At 39.8% G+C, this 18,381-nt stretch carries 11 protein-coding genes; 4 read left to right on the top strand and 7 right to left on the bottom strand.

Features of this window, described 5'->3' with window-relative positions:
- Window positions 1-11 precede the first annotated feature (11 nt).
- From NQ505_RS01230 to NQ505_RS01215, 4 genes are all read left to right on the top strand, one after another.
- Entirely contained in the window at window positions 12-584 is a 573-nt protein-coding gene (locus NQ505_RS01230; protein ID WP_004306397.1) for a K(+)-transporting ATPase subunit C, read from the top strand.
- A gap of 118 nt (window positions 585-702) precedes the next feature.
- Window positions 703-1,467 (top strand): hypothetical protein, encoded by a 765-nt coding sequence (locus NQ505_RS01225; RefSeq protein WP_004306399.1) that lies wholly within the window; start codon window positions 703-705, stop codon window positions 1,465-1,467.
- Between the two features lie 84 nt (window positions 1,468-1,551).
- Window positions 1,552-2,682, top strand: coding sequence for a sensor protein KdpD (locus NQ505_RS01220; protein WP_004309023.1), 1,131 nt, complete (start codon window positions 1,552-1,554; stop codon window positions 2,680-2,682).
- 19 nt (window positions 2,683-2,701) lie between these two features.
- Window positions 2,702-4,141, top strand: a complete 1,440-nt coding sequence (locus NQ505_RS01215) for an ATP-binding protein (RefSeq protein WP_004326467.1) — start codon at window positions 2,702-2,704, stop codon at window positions 4,139-4,141.
- A 76-nt stretch (window positions 4,142-4,217) separates the two neighbouring features.
- Here NQ505_RS01215 and NQ505_RS01210 read toward each other — a convergent pair whose 3' ends face one another.
- From NQ505_RS01210 to NQ505_RS01180, 7 genes are all read right to left on the bottom strand, one after another.
- Window positions 4,218-6,545, bottom strand: coding sequence for a Gldg family protein (locus NQ505_RS01210; protein ID WP_008999067.1), 2,328 nt, complete (start codon window positions 6,543-6,545; stop codon window positions 4,218-4,220).
- 12 nt (window positions 6,546-6,557) lie between these two features.
- Complete coding sequence (locus NQ505_RS01205; protein WP_008999066.1) at window positions 6,558-8,879, bottom strand: Gldg family protein; 2,322 nt, start codon at window positions 8,877-8,879, stop codon at window positions 6,558-6,560.
- A gap of 1 nt (window position 8,880) precedes the next feature.
- Complete coding sequence (locus NQ505_RS01200; protein ID WP_008999065.1) at window positions 8,881-9,816, bottom strand: ABC transporter ATP-binding protein; 936 nt, start codon at window positions 9,814-9,816, stop codon at window positions 8,881-8,883.
- An 82-nt stretch (window positions 9,817-9,898) separates the two neighbouring features.
- On the bottom strand, window positions 9,899-12,682 hold the full coding sequence (locus NQ505_RS01195) for an outer membrane beta-barrel protein (protein ID WP_008999064.1): 2,784 nt from the start codon (window positions 12,680-12,682) through the stop codon (window positions 9,899-9,901).
- Window positions 12,683-12,784: 102 nt separating this feature from the next.
- Window positions 12,785-13,141 carry a carboxypeptidase-like regulatory domain-containing protein gene (locus NQ505_RS01190; RefSeq protein ID WP_004326462.1) on the bottom strand — a complete coding sequence of 119 codons (357 nt, stop codon included), beginning with the start codon at window positions 13,139-13,141 and terminating at the stop codon, window positions 12,785-12,787.
- A gap of 81 nt (window positions 13,142-13,222) precedes the next feature.
- Entirely contained in the window at window positions 13,223-15,766 is a 2,544-nt protein-coding gene (locus NQ505_RS01185; protein ID WP_008999063.1) for a zinc-dependent metalloprotease, read from the bottom strand.
- A 14-nt stretch (window positions 15,767-15,780) separates the two neighbouring features.
- Window positions 15,781-18,366, bottom strand: a complete 2,586-nt coding sequence (locus NQ505_RS01180; protein ID WP_008999062.1) for a zinc-dependent metalloprotease — start codon at window positions 18,364-18,366, stop codon at window positions 15,781-15,783.
- Window positions 18,367-18,381 lie beyond the last annotated feature (15 nt).

The raw sequence follows: 18,381 nt of genomic DNA, 5'->3' as shown, positions 1-18,381 counted from the left end.
AAACAATAGCAATGAAAACTTTATTGAAGTCATTAAAAATAACACTTGCTTTTTGTGTCTTTTTCTCCGTGTTCTATATCCTTATCCTGTGGGTGTTCGCACAGGTAGCAGGTCCTAATAAAGGAAATGCCGAGGTGGCTACGCTGGATGGGAAAGTAGTGGGAGCAGCCAATGTGGGTCAGATGTTTACAAAAGATATTTATTTCTGGGGACGTCCTTCTTCTGCCGGTGACGGGTATGATGCGACGAGTTCCGCAGGTAGTAATAAAGGGCCTACGAATCAAGAATATCTGGATGAAGTGAAAGCGCGTATTGATACTTTCCTTGTACATCATCCTTATTTGAATCGTGCGGATGTGCCTGCCGAAATGGTTACGGCCAGTGGTTCGGGACTGGATCCTAATATCACTCCTCAATGTGCGTATGTACAAGTGAAGAGAGTAGCACAAGCACGTGGATTAACAGAAAAACAAGTAAGAGCGATTGTTGATAAAAGCATAGAAAAACCGTTTTTGGGGTTGTTGGGAACAGAAAAGGTGAATGTCTTGAAATTGAATATCGCTTTAGAGGAAAGCAATAAGTAGATGAAGATTGAGCAGCGTTCCTGTCCGGACCGTTTGGGTTATGCCGCGGTTCAAATTAACAGGGTTGGATGGGGCGCTGCTTTTTTACAGGAACATAAAATAGAATTAGATAAAAAGTATGAAAAGTTTTTTTAGTAAAAAGAGTATTTTAGGAACAATGGCTGTAGCAGCCGTATGTATGTTGGGAACTAGCAATGCACAAGCACAAGAGTTTACTATACAAGGTGATTTGGTAAGTTCGTATGTATGGCGTGGTATTTATCAGGGGGGAGCCGCTTCCTTTCAGCCGACTTTGGGATTTAGCGTAGGTAATTTCTCGCTTACTGCATGGGGCTCAACCAGTTTGAGTGAAAGTAATAAAGAAATTGACCTAACCGCAGCTTATAAGTTTGGTGAAGCGGGACCGACACTTTCTGTAGCCACTCTTTGGTGGGACGGACAAGCTGATGTGGCTAATGGAGAACTTACCAATAATTATTTCCATTTTAAAAGTGGAGACACCGGACATCATTTTGAAGCAGGGTTAGCTTATACGCTTCCTATTGAAAAGTTCCCGTTATCTATCGCATGGTATACCATGTTTGCCGGTGCTGACAGAAAAACGACTGATGAGGGGGAGGAAAAGCAGGCATACTCTTCTTACGTAGAACTGAATTATCCGTTCAGTGTGAAAGGAGTTGATCTGAATGCTACTTGTGGAGTGGTTCCTTATAAGACTCCGCAGTATAATGTGAATGGGTTTGCAGTGACGAACCTAGCTTTGAAAGCAACGAAAGCAATAAATTTTAATGATAAGTTTTCATTGCCTATATTTGTACAGGCTATATGGAATCCACGTTTGGAGGACGCCCATTTAGTATTTGGCGTAACTTTAAGGCCATAAAATAAACTCATGAATTTTTGTGAAACCCGTGGTGATCGTGATGATTACTACGGGTTAGGATGTTTAAAATAACAGATTGACGTAATGGATGATAGAGAACATAGTGTACAGTATTTTTTGGATCTGATAAAGAAGTCCCACCGGGGCAAATTCAAGGTCTATATCGGTATGATAGCCGGTGTGGGAAAGTCATATCGTATGCTTCAGGAGGCGCATGAACTGCTGGAGAACGGTGTGAACGTGCAAATCGGCTATATCGAAACTCATGGACGCGCCGGGACGGAAGCATTGCTGCAAGGGCTCCCTGTCATTCCGCGTCGCAAAATCTTCTATAAGGGGAAAGAATTGGAAGAAATGGATCTGGATACGATTATCCGTGTCCATCCGGAAATTGTAATTGTGGATGAACTGGCTCATACGAATGTAGAAGGTAGCTTGAACGAGAAACGTTGGCAGGATGTGATAACTTTGCTGGATGAGGGAATCAATGTAATCTCGGCAATCAATATTCAGCACATCGAAAGCGTGAATGAAGAAGTGCAGGAGATTACGGGTATTGAAGTGAAAGAACGAGTGCCCGACAGTGTGCTTCAGGAAGCGGATGAGGTGGTGAATATTGACTTGACGGCAGAGGAACTGATTGCACGTTTGAAAGCGGGAAAGATCTATCGTCCGGAAAAGATTCAGACGGCATTGGACAATTTCTTTCGGACAGAGAATATTCTTCAGTTACGTGAGTTGGCTTTGAAGGAAGTAGCGTTGCGGGTAGAAAAAAAGGTGGAGAATGAGGTGGTGATGGGAGTAGCCGTCGGACTTCGGCACGAGAAATTTATGGCTTGTATCAGTAGTCATGAGAAAACACCTCGGCGAATTATCAGAAAGGCGGCAAAGTTGGCAACCCGGTATAATACTACTTTTATAGCCCTGTATGTTCAGACTCCGAAAGAGAGTATGGATAGAATTGATCTAGCCAGTCAACGGTATCTGTTGAACCATTTTAAGCTTGTGGCGGAACTTGGGGGAGAGGTGGTGCAGGTGCAGTCGAAGGATATTTTGGGGAGCATCGTCAAGGTTTGTAAAGAGAAACAGATATCGACTGTTTGCATGGGAACTCCTAATTTAAGGTTGCCATACGCTATTTGTTCTATACTGGGATATAGAAAGTTTTTAAATAATTTGTCACAAGCTAATGTAGATTTGATTATACTTGCATAATATTAATCGTATGAACGTTATGAATATTAAAACGAAACTGATTCTCGGTATCGGAATGCTGGCCGGAATGATTATTTTGCTGGTAACACTTTCAGTTGTGAATCTTCAAATTCTGACAGCGACAGAACCTGATAGTCCTGCTGCTACGCCCGGATTGGAACGTGCTTTGTTATGGATTTCCGTAACGGGAGGAATCTGTATCTTGACCGGACTGATATTGCTTTATTGGTTGCCCCGTACTATCAGTAAGCCTATTAAAGAACTGAAAGAGGGAATTCTTGAAATAGCCAATCATAATTATGAGAAGCGTCTGCAGATGAATAATAATGAAGAATTCCGGGATGTGGCGGATAGTTTTAACCGGATGGCGGAGCGTTTGACCGAATATCGTGCCAGTACTTTGTCGGATATTCTTTCTGCAAAGAAATTTATTGAAGCAATTGTAAACAGTATAGATGATCCGGTGATCGGCTTGAATATGGAGCGTGAAATTCTGTTTATCAATGAGGAAGCACTCAATGTCTTGAATCTGAAACGGGAGAATGTGATTCGTCAATCGGCGGAGGAACTGGCTTTGAAGAATGACCTGTTGCGGCGGTTGATCCGTGAACTGGTGACGCCAAGCGAGCAGAAGGAACCATTGAAGATATATGCTGACGACAAAGAGAGTTACTTTAAGGCCTCTTATGTCCCTATCATTAATACGGAGGCTGAAAAAGGGGAACCTCGCAAACTGGGTGATGTTATTTTATTAAAGAATATCACGGAATTTAAGGAACTGGATTCTGCCAAGACTACATTTATCTCGACGATATCTCATGAACTGAAGACTCCGATTGCTGCTATTATGATGAGCCTCCAGCTGTTGGAAGATAAGCGTGTCGGTGCATTGAATGATGAACAGGAGCAACTGTCTAAGAGTATCAAGGAGAATAGCGAGCGTTTGTTGAGTATCACCGGAGAATTGCTTAACATGACCCAGGTGGAAGCGGGAAAACTACAGTTTATGCCGAAGATCACCAAACCGATTGAGTTGATCGAATATGCGATTAAAGCTAATCAAGTGCAAGCGGATAAGTTTAATATCCAGATAGAAGTGGAATATCCGGAAGAGAAAATCGGCAAACTTTTTGTCGACAGTGAGAAGATTGCCTGGGTGTTGACGAATCTGTTAAGTAACGCTATTCGTTATTCAAAGGAAAACGGGCGTGTGATTATCGGTGCCAAACAGGATGAGAACTGGATCGAATTGTATGTCCAGGACTTTGGCAAAGGCATTGATCCGCGTTATCACAAAAGCATCTTCGACCGTTATTTCCGTGTACCCGGAACGAAAGTACAAGGCAGTGGCTTGGGATTATCTATTTCTAAGGATTTTGTGGAAGCTCATGGTGGTACGCTGACGGTAGAGAGTGAATTGGGGAAGGGAAGTCGGTTTGTGATGCGGTTGAAGGCATAGTTTTGAAGGAGTTTATGAAAGAATTAGACTTCCGACAGGCACAAAATCTGCTTGCCGGAAGTCTAATTCTTTCTTTTTATCGTTTTCTTCTTCTCCAGCATATCCAAATGCCACACAGACCAATAATAAATGGAATGCCATAGCAATAGATAATTTTGATAGTGGATAGAACCATAGGAGTCAGGCTGATATCTTTGTCGAGATAAGGGGCTCTGGAAGAAGATACCGGAAATTCATTATAGCATAGCCAACGGAATGAACCGGGAATCATATTGAAGTTGAATGAATAGATACCCGGTCTTGAGCTTTTTTGTAGTTCGGCATTGCTGAAACAGTCTGCATCACCCAACACAATGATCCGTTGTTTTTTATCTTTGCCTTTTATCTTGCGGGTTAACGCTATTGCCGTGGGATAGGCTCCTAGCTTTTCACCTTGAAGAGAGTCCAAAGAAAGGGAATCATTCACAAAATCTTTTGTTTGATACTCAATCCATGTTTGTTGAGCGTTGCTTTGTAATAAAACTATTGGATGGAATTTTGTTGTATCGACAACTTCCAGAGCAACAGCCGATGGCATGGTGACTGCGCTATGCGTCTGCCTGTCAACCATACGTTTGTAGAAGCCTCCTATACTGTCGGCGGCTATCTGGGTAGCTTTCGCGAGAACGAGTTCTCCGGGATTAACATCAGAAGGTTGTGCAATGATTCCCGGCAACAGTTTTAAACCAACTTTCCGGAGTAAAGGATTCATTACTTCCTGACGTCCGACGTCCCCCATAATCATTATATTACCTCCGCGTTCAAGAAAACGATCTATGATTTCTTGTTCTTTGGAACTCATGGAAGAACGCATTTCAGCGATAAGTAATATATTGATATTACTTGGTATATCATTCATATCCTTCAGATTCAGTTCCACCAAATCAAAACCTTGATTAATCATGGAATAACGAAAGCGTCCATGTGTGGCAAAAAGTGAGTAATCCTGATCTCCCTTTTTAGTGGTGGAACGTTCCTGATGTCCTGTGATGGCGCCTACCTTCACAGGAGTAACAAGCATTTTCTTCAATGCTGCGGAGATTTCTGTTTCAGAAGGGTGATATTCCATATCGTCGAACAAGCGAAGGCGGGCTTGTTCACCGGATCCACGCTCAACAACACGCACAAATCGGTAGTTTTCTTTTGCCAAGTCTATTTTTTCTTTCAGTTCTTCGGCACTTTTCAGCTTTTGGGGATTGAAGTTCTTTTTCTTGGCAACTTCATAAGCTATCTCACGAATGTTCTTATTCGGATATTGGCGATAAAGGGCACTGTCTTTCGGTGTGGAGTAATAGTAAACATACTCCATCTTTATCTCCGGTTTGAAACGTGTGTACATTTTGAAGCGTGCCATATCCTCTTTTTGCTCTTTTGGAGAAGCGACATCAAATTCTTTATCGAAAATATTGACGTAAGTTGTGATTGTCATAGGTCCGGATAATTGCTTCATCACTTTCTGACTTTCTTCCGAAAGTGTACGTTGTTTGCTGCGGGTAGCATCATAAAAGCTCATCATTGCCGGACGGGAACTGACAAAGCCGATAACTATAATGGTACATACAGCTAAGGCATAGCGCATTGTTTTTGAAAGGAGTGAACGGTGTGTTTTTTCGTTGTTCAGTTTAATGACCGATAGCCAGAGGAATAATAAAATTACGGCAAGGAAATAGATAACGTCATCGCTACATATCAATCCTCCAACCATCTCACTGGCACGTCCTTTAATGGATAGCCAATAAGTAATTTCTCTAAAGAATATGGACTCCTGCCCAATTCCTCCCACATAATTGAGAAATGCTAATGCGGAAAGGGTGGCGACAGCTGCCACAACCTGGTAAGATGTGAGTGTGGTCATAAAGAGACCGATAGAACAATAGGTCAGTATCAACAGAAACATGGATAACAATCCCGCCAAGATAAGTGTAATATCGACATGCGGCACGGAGATAAACATTACGATTGTCGGTAGGGCAAGGATGATGACAAAGATCAGGGCGAATACCACCATTGATACAAACTTGCCGGTAATGATTTGGATACTATTTACCGGTGATGAATAAAGTAGTTTGATAGAGCCTGATGAATATTCACGACTCATCAAGTTCATGGTTAATAAAGGAATATACAGATAGATCGTTTCCTGGATTACTTCATATATTCCTTTGAGACCAAGGACAAAACCGGCTGTGACACTGAAAGTGATCGTGTTGCCCAATGCTTTTATTTTTACTATTTCCGTCAGGATATTCATAAAATCGAATCCTACCTGGCATGTAAATGCAATCAGTAGCAACCATGCGACCGGTGAGTAAAAGAGTACCGCTAGTTCGGTACGGGCTATTCTAAGTATAAGTCTTAAGTTCATCTTTTTCTCTTATTAATTTCTTCTGCGGAAAAACCAGATGCCAACTCCTATAAGTAAGAGGATAGCTGGTATAATGATTATGAAAATAGTTTTCATTGTACCAATATCTTTCACTCCGATCGAAAGTTTGTTATCGGTACAATGGGGACGGCGTACGTCGATCGGAAATTCTCCTCCGGAAAGCCAGCGGAAGCTTTCGATAATCAGATTAAAGTTTCCTGATCTATATCCTTCGCGTGAAAGAGTCAGTTCGGTGTTGCTTATGCAATCCGCATCACCAGAGATGATAATACGCTGCTCTTTATCTTTCAGTTGGCGTGAAAGGGCATAGGCTGTGATATAGGTTTGTTCTTTCTCTCCTGCCGAAGCATTACATTCTACTGGCAATTCCTGTAAATCTGTTTGTTCTTTTTCAATCCATACACCTTTGGCGTTTGTTTCAAGAATCGGAGTATATTGGAAGCCGTAATCGTTGTCGGAGGATGTAAGGGCTACACATCCGGGCATAGAGACGCGTAAATCATATTGGAGAAAATCTTCTTTGAATCCGAATGTAAGTTTTTCCGATTCACGGGTTGCTTTGGCTAGAATCAGATTAGGAGAGAAATCAACGGAAGATTGTGCCAGTTGGTATTCTTCCATTTTGATACCGAATTTGCTTAAAAAAGGATTCATAACTTCTTGCCTGCCTGTATCGGTGAGAATAAATAAATTACCTCCACGAGCCAGGTAAGCCTCCAGTTGATTTTCTCCTTTTTCTGTAAGCGGGGTTCTCATTTCTGCAAGGACCACGATATTGATTAGGGAAGAAATGGTGTCTCCGTGAGAAATGTCGATCTCGCAGACATCAAAGCCTTGATTAATTAAGGCGGCTCTAGAATATTTCTCAATGGAGAAGTTGCTATAATCGCGGTCACCGGATTTGGACACCTCACGTTCACCGTCTCCTTTGATAAAGGCAACAGTGGGAGGAGTTGAAATCATCTTTTTGATGGCTGCTGTAATTTCCGCTTCGGATGGCGTTGCATCCATATCTTCAAAATCACGGATGAAGGTACGTTTTCCATCTTGCGTTTCCATAATGCGAACAAATGTATTTTGTTCTTCACGCAGGTCGATGATTTGGCGGATTTCTTCCGGAGATTTGAATAAATGAGGATTCAAGTTATAAATCATGGTCATATAATCACGCATCTCATCTACTGTTTTGCCTTGAAACTTAGGATTATTTGCAACGCCGTTGGGGGCGAAATCATAATAATAGACATATTTCACTTGCAGGTCCGGTTTAGCGAGACAATAAGGTTCGAAGATTGTTTCATTCGCTTTCTTCATGATAGGGAGGTAGCGATATGATTTGTTATCAAGTAGGTTAACATAATTGGTAATAGTTACCGGTCCTGTCAATTTTGCTAATACGTGTTGGCTATTTTCGGTAAGTGAGTTTAGTTTAGTGCGTGTTGTATCCCATACCTTAATCATTCCCGGACGTGAAGTGAAATAGCCAATTGCCATTGCTGCGACAAAAAATCCCAGATAGCTGATTGCTTGCCGGAAACGACTGATAGTGCGCCGGTCGGATGCAAGTTTGAAAGTGGTGAATGTAAGGAAAAGGGTTACTACGACCACAAAATAAATCACATCTTCACTCCGAATTACTCCATTCAGCATATCGATTGTTCTTCCGTTTATTGACAGCCAATAAGTCAGTTCGCGTATAAAATCGTATTCCTGGCCGATACTTCCTACGAAATTCAGTATAGCTAATATAATAAGAGTCCCAACTGCTGCTACTACTTGATAAGTCGTGAGTGAGGACATAAAGAGCCCGATAGCGCAATAGGCGCATATTAATAAATAGAGTCCTAGAAGGGCGACTAGTACAGGAGCCCAATCAAAAGAAGGGATTACCAAACTGCCATAAATAGCACTGGCTATCGGGACAAGCATCAGACAGCAACCAAATCCGATGGCTGCAAGATATTTACCCAATACGATCTGACCACTGGTGACTGGGGATGAATATGCCAGTTTGATTGAACCCGATGCCGTTTCGCGACTGATGAGTCCCATTGTCAACAATGGAATATAGATGTATATGTTTGATACGACGGAGGACAAAAAACCGTAACTACCTAAGAAGCAGATACCGCTCAAAGAAACTTCTTTGCCTCCTGACAGATCATAGTCGGTCACTATATTCTCCATTAATAACGTAAAACTTGATGTTGTCAGGAATGAGAAAACAATCAATATGAACCATGCAATCGGCGAATAGAATAAAATGGCCAGATCGGTTCGGGCAATACGCATTATAATCTTTAAATCCGTCATGTTAGATATTATTTTTAAGTTTTCCCGATAGTTGTGCAAAGATTATGTCAAGAGAGCAGCGTTCCATCGTGATTTCTTTCAGCCGCCATCCGTTTTGTATGCTTAAGGCTACTACTCGTTCAGTTATGTTTTCATCGTCATCAAAGCGTATCCGGAATGTACCGGGATAGAGTTCTTCTATATTCAACACATGTTCTATCTTTGCTAGTTCTTCTATAGAAGGGGGAAGGGCAAATGTAACGGTGAAACTACTTGGAACCACATAGTTGTCAAAGTCTTTCATGCTACCTGAAAATACGACTTTACCATGTTCAATCATACGAATATCATTGCAGGTAGCTTGCACTTCCGACAGGATATGAGTGGAGAGTAGGACAGAATGATCTTCAGCAATTTCTTTAATCAGATTGCGTATTTCGACAATTTGGTTAGGATCAAGCCCGTTTGTAGGTTCATCAAGTACTACGAATGGAGGATTATGTACAATAGCCTGTGCAATTCCTACTCTTTGTTGATATCCGCCTGAAAGATTTTTTATCAGCCGTTTGCTAAAATGGGCAATAGCGCAACGTTCTTTGGCTATTTCTACGGCTTCACGAACTTTTGATTTCTCTATTCTCCGCAATGTGGCACAGTGTATGAGATATTCGTCGACAGTCAAGTCTGGATGGAGAGGTGGCTTTTGAGGTAAGAAACCAATATGTTTTTTGGCTTCAACCGGATTTTTTCGTAGATCGATGCCATTGATAAATACATCCCCTTCCGTTTGATTTAAAACTCCACAGATGATATTCATAGTGGTGGATTTACCTGCTCCATTAGACCCTAACAGACCTAATATTCCTGTTTTTTCAATAGAAAAATTGATATCGCGAATGGCCCAATCGACACTATAACGATGGGATAAATGCTTGACTTCGACAATAGGAGTACTCATACTTTTTATTTTAAATGATTAATAGATTTCTTATTTATATTACCATGCAACTCCTCTTTTTTCATTTGGATAGCTATGAAATTCATATTTTTCCTGACATCGGTCTATATTCGCGTATGCTTCCATCGTTTGTAGTACCTTCGTAGTTCGATTTCACTTTACCAAACCGATAAGCAAAGTTTATGGTGAAAAAACGTCCATAATAATTGGTCCATGTATTTTGAATGTAGTTGGAATACATTTGGCTGTTGAAAGTCCGATGACTATTTAGTAAGTCGTATGCGGCAATACTAATGTCTCCTTTGCGATTTAATATTTTACAGCCTACATTCAAGTTTAGGGTGTGATTGCGATTAATCTCTTTATTGATTCCATAATCACGGCTGAAAATGAAATTATAATGACTACTTAGATAGAAGTATTTACATATTTGGCTTATATCTAACATTGCTCCTGCCGTCTGATAGAATGTTTTACCTGTATAATTTTCAGTATTGATGCTATGTACATAATGGGTATTGGCACTGATTGTTACTTTTAATCTTTTAGTTAGGCTGCAAAGTAGGAAATGTTCGATCAATGGAGCATAGGTACGTGTTGTTGTCTTATTTTCTCCTATATAATATGGGTTATGTTCGTAGTTGAATCCGGTAGATAAGGTATATTTGGATTTTATGCTACGTATAGGCGCCTGCCATATCAATTTGCCTTTTATGTCCCAATATCCTTCTACGTTTTCAAAACTAATTAGAGAACTGTGTGCAGGTGCTGTATATTGCAATTCCGGTAGATAAGTTTCGGCATTGTAATAGGTTGTCTTTGCAACAGGAGAGTGTTGGCGGATAGAGGTACTGATAATAATACCTATGGTGTGGTTGTGTTTTCCCAACATACGGTTGCAATTGAAGAGGAATGAATGTAGATATGATTGTTTTAAGTTGGGATTTCCACTGCGCAGCATGTAAGGATTGCTGTTATCTATTTGTGGGCGTAACTGCACTATGTTTGGTATAAAATTATGCAGTCTGTAAGCGGCACTCCATGACTTTGTTATATCTGTATGTACAAAAGATATTGCTACTGTTGGAGAGATGAATGTTTTACGGTAGTTATTCATTTCTTTTTCTTCTCGCTTAAGTGTACTTTCTTTAAGTCCTGCTGAAATGTCACAACTTGTTTTTTGAAAGGGAAAAAAGTGAAATGAAACTTCCTGTTTTTGTGTCAGGTTATTTATTTTATAACTATATGTATTGGCTTCGTCTGTTTGTGGATTTGTGGGGCTCAACATATTCCAGGCGAATTGGTGTTTCCATCCGTTTTCGTATTTAACGGAATAGTCAAAAGATATTTGGGTGTCATTTTCTGGATTCAGTATATATATTAATTGCGCATTGCCGTTCCACTCCGTATTGCGGAGTTTTGATGGAATAGTCAGATAAGTTTGTGTTGTCGAACTTTCTAATGTGTCTATCCGTAATGAATGATTTTTGCCTTTATTTATATCTACTGAACTTTCTAATGTATATCCGATTCTGTCGGTAATACTGTTGACATAACTGACATCTTCCTTCACATGAAAATTCTTGTTTAGATTATCGTAATGCATCAGGCTTTTCGATGTTTGAAGATTGTTTTCTTCATTATAGATGTAAAGCGATTGCCAATCTTTGTTGTTGTTATATGTTATAAGCTGGTTCCAACGGAATTCTCCCCATTTGTCATTTGAATTGGAGAAAGAAAATTCGGAATAGTGATTTTGTTTTCTGTCACTGTTGCTATTTTGTTCTTCATAAAGGCGCTGCTGATAATTGTTGCTAGGAAAATAATGTTGTTCGGATCGTGTATTTGTATTATCGCGATTATATCCGAAAGTGTAAAATGCTCTAAATGTACCGTATGTTCCATTTTCTGTGTCCCATGAGCGTTCCGTAGCCAGATCTGCATAAGTCGTTTCGTTGTAAGTACTACCAGGATCGGAAATGGAAAGAACATTTTTGATATTATTTGATTTTCGGTTGATATTATTGTGAAATACATTACTTGTGAGTAAAAATTTCTCGGAGAAAAAGTTAGTGGTGAGTCCGAGCCCTTTACGGAACTTTCCTCTGTCGTCCTTTGAGTCCATGTTGCTGCCTATACTAGCCAATAGGTGTGCCTTCCATGAGCTGATGAGTTTGCTTTTGGTTTCTATGTTGAGCACTCTGGTGAGATCCCCTCTGTACATTAGTTTTTTTGTTTTCGTATTTTCATATTCATCATAAGCCTTGATTTTTAATACATCTGTTGCAGAAAGATTCTTTAGTGCTGCCATTGGGTCACTTCCGAATATTAGTCTGCCGTCTATATAAGTTTTGGTTACTTGTTTTCCCATGATTTTGACGGAATGGTCGTCAGTCTCTGTTCCGGGAAGTTGCTCGACTATATTCATAGCGACATCCCCTTCTTGTACGTTGACTGCCTTCGGGTTGAATATTAGCGTGTCGCCATTTTGGGTCACAATGGGGATTCTGCCCTTGATGGTGACTTCCTCCAGTTGGATGGATTCATCCAAAATTTCTATGTAAAGATTAGAATTCTTTCCAGCTATTATATTTAATTCTTTTTCAACTTTCCGACACCCTATTGCAGTGATAATGAGTTTTGCTTTTCCTGTTTTTATGGGTTTGAAACGGAATACTCCATTTATGCTTGTTGTTTTCAGTGTGTCTTTTGCATAGATCAAAAAGATATTGGCACCGTCTAATGAACCATTAGATCCATTTTCTTGTTTGTGTATAATAAATCCCGATAGCTCATTTGTTTTATCTTGAGCATTTATCGGTAAAGTAATGTATAACAATAAAAAAATAGAAATAAATTTTTTCATATTGCTGTTTTATAAAAAGTTTAGTGATAGTGTGTGGTTTTATTTGTCTAAGGCTTGTGAACTTTCTTTTAGGAAGAAGTTCACCACCTTACGGCTTCCAATTCATTCTTGTTTTGTTTCATAACCCAGATAACTTGCTTGGAGAATTTTTTTGTCGGCCTTAGAAATGCCTATACTATATTCTCCATCAATATCAGTTATAATACCATTAGTACTACCCACTTCGATAACGCTCGCACCTATTAGTACCTCTTTTCCTCCTTCAGTATAAACAACCCCTGTGATTTTCTGACTGAAAAGGACCATTGGGGAGATCGGAGATTGAAGTTTTTTGTTTTTGAAAAACTCTGTACTTTTATTGTCTCTTCCCTTGATTATTGGAGAGGACGGGGCTTCTTGTGCAAAAGAACACATCATTATAGTAAATATGAATACAATGAATAAAATAATCTGCTTCATAATATAATTTTTTTTAATTGTTATACATTTTACTGTCACTAAACTTTTTATAAACATACACGTTGAATGGTAGAGGAAAGGCTAAATTACCCTGTCAATCATCGCTATCAAATAATCGCATTTTCCACGTTCAATATCATTACTAGCCAAAGAACGAGCTTGTATCAAATAGCGACGTGTACTTTTCAACTTATCATAGCAAATGGCTTCGATATCTGTACCGGAGTAAAAATTAACAGAAGTCATAGGTTCCATACCAGATTGTTTTTCTGTTGCAGATATAGAGGCAAAAGTTGTCAGCAATCCTAATGATTGTAACTTATGATTAGTTTGCTCGTTGAGAGCAATGGAAGTTACTCTTGTTGATACAGCCTTGTCAATAGCCTTTAATGTCGGACACATTCCTTTTAAAGAACTGATATATACAGACAGTTGTGCAATCATTGGAGCACTTAAAGGTTTCCCATTTAAAGTTTCTTTGAATAATTGTTTCTCTATATCATTCAAATATGCTTCTTGGGTATAAGGTCTAGTTGATTTCTCTACACTCAATCCCATACGCATCAAACGAAACATCAAAGACATCATTGGGTACCCGTTATTGTAAATCCATGTTGACATATCAGGATTGACACCACCTAAACGCAAGAAATCCTTATTAGAGTCCAGCCAACTTAAATCATAGAAGGTACTGAATATCTTTTGTAAGACTTTCTTTTGCATATCTGCCGATACCGGTTGATATGAAGGAACATTGCTTTTTTCGTTGGCTTCATTGATATAAATACCTCCGATATAAGAAGATACAGGTGACAATGTTTTATTGATTAATTCAATAATCACAAAATCAGGAAATAGCTCCCGGTAATCATTGGGAATATTATTGTCGTGAAACCAGGCAGGACTATTTTTAACTACATACTTCACATGAGCGATTTGTGCATCTAAAGAGGCTATCGGATCATTACCTAAATCATAGTTTTGGCAACGCGGGTCTGTAGCATAAGCTGGTGAACGCTTTCCATAGAAATAGCGTGGATCTCCATCGTGTTCCATAGCCCATTTCTTCAACATGTCTGATTCATTTTCACTGGTGGCGGCATACAGATATTTGAGCGTAAATGCATCACATACACCCGGTTTGTCGACAATCAATACCACTCCTTTTTCTTTATCACCGGGCTGTGCCAGATAATTGTATAATACGTTGTCCATGACTGAAGCTGTGATACCATATTTTTGAGTAAACTCGGGTGAACGCAGTTCTTCAGGGGAGTATGCTGCAGAACCAGCCAAATTAGTTGTCAATCCCAAACTAAGACCAAATGCTTTTAGCATACGTGCTGTCAGATTCTCACAGATCACCTCATCGGCAATGTAATAAGTCCGGAAGCGCGGATCAATCTCTGCCATTTGGTATACTCCATTGCGACGTACGCTGACGGCAAGGTCGCGTGGTACTCCTATCTTGGTACTTAAAATTTCTCCAGTGCGTAAGTCTGTGACATTGTATGCGGTAACTTCCGAGTTGTTGTTATTCAGAAAAGCAATCGTATTTATCATTGGGTTATTAGCACGGAAAGTTGAATCTTTCTCATACGGTTTTATTATGATTGGTTTTCCTATTCCTAAGTCTTCAAATATTATATTCCATTCATCTGCACTTTTTTGGATGGCTTTTACCCAGCTATCTTGAATCAGAGTGTCGATGTAGAAGACAACAGGTTGTTGCGTCGTTATATTACGCCGTGTTACATAATATCCTTTCTTGAAACGTTTTTCATTACGATAGTCTGTGTATGATATATACCCTGTTCCTACACGTGGGTTGGCTTCGCGGGTATTCATCTTTTCTTTCGACAGTAGGGCTAATGTTGTTTGCACCGACATTGTTAATTCCGGTTGTTCTTTGGAGATGAATCCCATGATGCTGATGCTCAACTTTGCAGTACAGTTTTGGGTGATACTGATACAATTGTCGAATGCGTCTACAGAGTCTACAAAAGATGTTTTACTTTGAGGGGAAGCACTTACAATTGTGAGCATACCTCCATAACTGCGTCCGCTAAGATTGAGTACATCTTTATTGGAACAAGAGAAATAGGAAGTGGCATTAAATACAACAGCCGTTGAATCGCTGGTGTATCCTTCAATTGGAAATGCTTTGTAAATAGCATTACTACGAGATAATGCAAAAGCCGCTTCTTGATTATCGTCCTGTTCGTTGAGGCGAACATTGTATTTCGGATCTCGGAATAATATTAATGAATCGGTTTTATCAATAATCAGATATCTACTTTGAGCAGCTTTTGTGCCCGCCAGCGAAATGTCACTTGCAGTAGTGATGGCAGAGTTCACTAAAAAATCCCGTCCCATTAATTCAACTGGTAGTTCCAGATAAATCTTATCCTCGTACTGATGAACTGTGATTGTCCCTTTATTGACTGTATGCTTCTTCTTATCTTTGAAAAGCTTGTCGTAGACACTCTTTTTTTTCTTTTGAACACTGTCAGTCTGTTGTTCGGTTTTTGCTTTTCCTTTTTTCTTTTTGGAGCGGGCATTGGCTTCATTTGTTGATCCGATAATCAACAAAATTGCCATCAACCATAAAAATAGTATTTTCATCTTTTGTCCCTCCCTTATTTTAAGTTGATGTCGAGCATCTTTAATAATAATTCATAGTGAGCTTTCGTCTTCCCTGATGCACTGGCTGCCTTTTGTTTCATCAGTTGTTTGGCTTTAGCTATATATGCGTATACATCTGCCTGGGTAACTTTGGCTGTCATAGAAAAACGATTCAACGGTCTCCATTCAAAACCTGCTACAGGGTTGTGTATAACATCCTCTTTGATAGCATGTCCCTGGCAACAAGTATATCCGAACTGGCGGTGATTGATGTCAAGTGGTTTTTCTCCGGTCAATGCTTTCCCGGCTCCTTTAATTGTGAAACCGGCAGTTTGCATCATCATGTATATATATTGTTTCTGGAGATTCATTTGGGATTCTGTTAATGTACGTCCGGAAATGGTCGGTTTCCATACAAAATTGTATATCATGTTGAAAGCCTCGGCAGCAGTAAATGAATCTTTCTCTAATCCTTCGTATTGTGATACCTGAAAAGGTACAGGCAGTATATATCTCAACATGAAGTTTTGAATAGTTTGTTTAGGGGAACCGGAAACCGGAAATTTAGTTAATAAGTTTTTGTTGTCAAGCCAATCCAGATCATTATAAATTTCGAATAGGTAATTCAGGGCTTCTTTTTGTTGTGCCTTCGGAATTTGTGCAAAACGTGGCATTGTGTCCCCTTCTTTAACTTCGTTGACAAAATAGCCACCTACATTGCCTGCTACATGGGTAACATACATTGCAAGTTGTTCTACGATACCAATAAATAAATCTTCACGGTATTCGTATGTATCGTCACCTTCGGAAATCCAACTTTCCAAATTATTCATGATATACTTAAGGTTCTTGATGCCATATCGAGTTGCTTTCATAGAGTTGTCACCAATATCTTCCGTTTGTGAACGGGGATCAACAACTCCATATACTTGTTGTTTTCCATATCGGTACACTGGATTTTCTTTAATGGCATCACTGATCCATTTGCCTGTTATAATTGCTTCTTCCTCTGCAGAATTAACATTGAATACCGGAGTATACGTCCATTTTATGAGGTATTTGTCGTATTCACCAAAGCGGGGTGGAGTCAATTTAACGCCACGTTCTTTATCGCCAGGTTGTGCTACATAGTTGAAGCGGGCATAATCCATAATGGAAGGAGTAGTGCCATACTTCTGCGTGAATTCCGGTGAACGTAAAGAATCTACCGGGAAAGTGGAAGAAGCTCCCATATTATGCATAAACCCTAAACAGTGACCGATTTCGTGTGAAAGTACATAGCGTAATGCGTCTCCAACCATTTCATCCGGAATATTGACAGTGCGTACATCCTTATCGGCTTGTGCTGTTTGCACGAACAACCAGTTACTGATAAGCTTGATAACATTATGATATAAATATACGGAGGCATTCAAGATTTCTCCGCTTCGTGGGTCTACCCATGATGGTCCCATAGCATTCTCAATGCTTGATGGAGCATAGCGAACACATGAATATTTGATATTGTCCGGATCGAATTCCGGATCATCAGTCGGGAAATCTTTGGCTGCTACAACATCTTTGAATCCAATCTGCTCGAATAATTCATTCCATTGGGTGACTCCTTCCCGCAGATATGGTTTCCATTTTTCCGGAAAAGTGTTATCGATGTAGAAAACAATCTGTTTAGTGGGTTTCACTTTCTCACCACGTAGGTAGGCAGCAGTGTCAGACGGTTGTATATCCCATCGATTGGCATAGTAAACAGGTGCGGTCGTTTTAGCTCCTTCGCCTAGTTGTTCGCGTCCGGTAAAGAATACACCGATACGGTAATCTGCCATACGTGGACGGTAAGGCTTTTCTTTCAACAGCATGATAGAACGTGTCATTTCTGCGGTGAATGGACGGTCTTTTATGAGTGACGCCCCTTGTGAATTGCTGACAGAGAATGTATATGACAGACAGCTTTTAATAGAAACATTATCTTTGAAAGCCTTGATTTGTGAAATGTAAGAGCAGTCGGATTGATAATTCTCTGTACGATTGTACATTCCATAGATTGAATTACGATCGAATGGACTCATTTTTTTGTTGTCGCTTAAGAAAACTCCGGTCATATCGAATACGATAGCAGTTGAGTCATTATTATATGCCTGAATTTTCTGGTTACTAATAATCGCTCCTAGTGTACTTTTGCGTAAAGCTTCATCAATTTGTGTGCTACCAGTAATATAATCAGTATTTACCTGACGTAACTGTACATGTGTTTTATTTCGTGTAAACATGACATGGAGTAGATCGGTTGGTTTGGAACCGACCACGGCATTACCATTATCAGAGATGCTGGTAACTGTGGAGCCAATAAGCATATCTTTATTGATTAAATCCACAGGAAGTTCAAAATATACTTTTCCATCCAGCAGATGGAGAGTAATCAGCCCCTTAGCTGTTTCATGCTTCTTCTTAAATAGTTTATCATATTCACTTTCCTTTTTTGCAGGAGTTGTTTGTTCCGTTTTTGCCTTCTTTTTTTTCCAGAAGAATGGAAATTTACGCTGTGCGTCAATGGTGGTAGACGAAGCTACCACCATTGCTGCAAGTAAGAGGATTTTTTTTCTCATATCAGTTCTTTAATG

Origin of the sequence: Bacteroides sp. D2 (genome assembly GCF_025147085.1) — a bacterium.
Taxonomy (GTDB): Bacteria; Bacteroidota; Bacteroidia; order Bacteroidales; family Bacteroidaceae; genus Bacteroides.
The sequence above is the reverse complement of the archived record's forward strand: the minus strand, read 5'-3'. Positions and strand labels throughout refer to the sequence as shown.

Coding starts and splice junctions, on each gene's coding strand:
- NQ505_RS01195 (WP_008999064.1), bottom strand. CDS start 12,682: ATGAAAAAATTTATTTCTATTTTTTTATTGTTATACATTACTTTACCG.
- NQ505_RS01230 (WP_004306397.1), top strand. CDS start 12: ATGAAAACTTTATTGAAGTCATTAAAAATAACACTTGCTTTTTGTGTC.
- NQ505_RS01210 (WP_008999067.1), bottom strand. CDS start 6,545: ATGAACTTAAGACTTATACTTAGAATAGCCCGTACCGAACTAGCGGTA.
- NQ505_RS01190 (WP_004326462.1), bottom strand. CDS start 13,141: ATGAAGCAGATTATTTTATTCATTGTATTCATATTTACTATAATGATG.
- NQ505_RS01200 (WP_008999065.1), bottom strand. CDS start 9,816: ATGAGTACTCCTATTGTCGAAGTCAAGCATTTATCCCATCGTTATAGT.
- NQ505_RS01215 (WP_004326467.1), top strand. CDS start 2,702: ATGAATATTAAAACGAAACTGATTCTCGGTATCGGAATGCTGGCCGGA.
- NQ505_RS01220 (WP_004309023.1), top strand. CDS start 1,552: ATGGATGATAGAGAACATAGTGTACAGTATTTTTTGGATCTGATAAAG.
- NQ505_RS01225 (WP_004306399.1), top strand. CDS start 703: ATGAAAAGTTTTTTTAGTAAAAAGAGTATTTTAGGAACAATGGCTGTA.
- NQ505_RS01185 (WP_008999063.1), bottom strand. CDS start 15,766: ATGAAAATACTATTTTTATGGTTGATGGCAATTTTGTTGATTATCGGA.
- NQ505_RS01205 (WP_008999066.1), bottom strand. CDS start 8,879: ATGACGGATTTAAAGATTATAATGCGTATTGCCCGAACCGATCTGGCC.
- NQ505_RS01180 (WP_008999062.1), bottom strand. CDS start 18,366: ATGAGAAAAAAAATCCTCTTACTTGCAGCAATGGTGGTAGCTTCGTCT.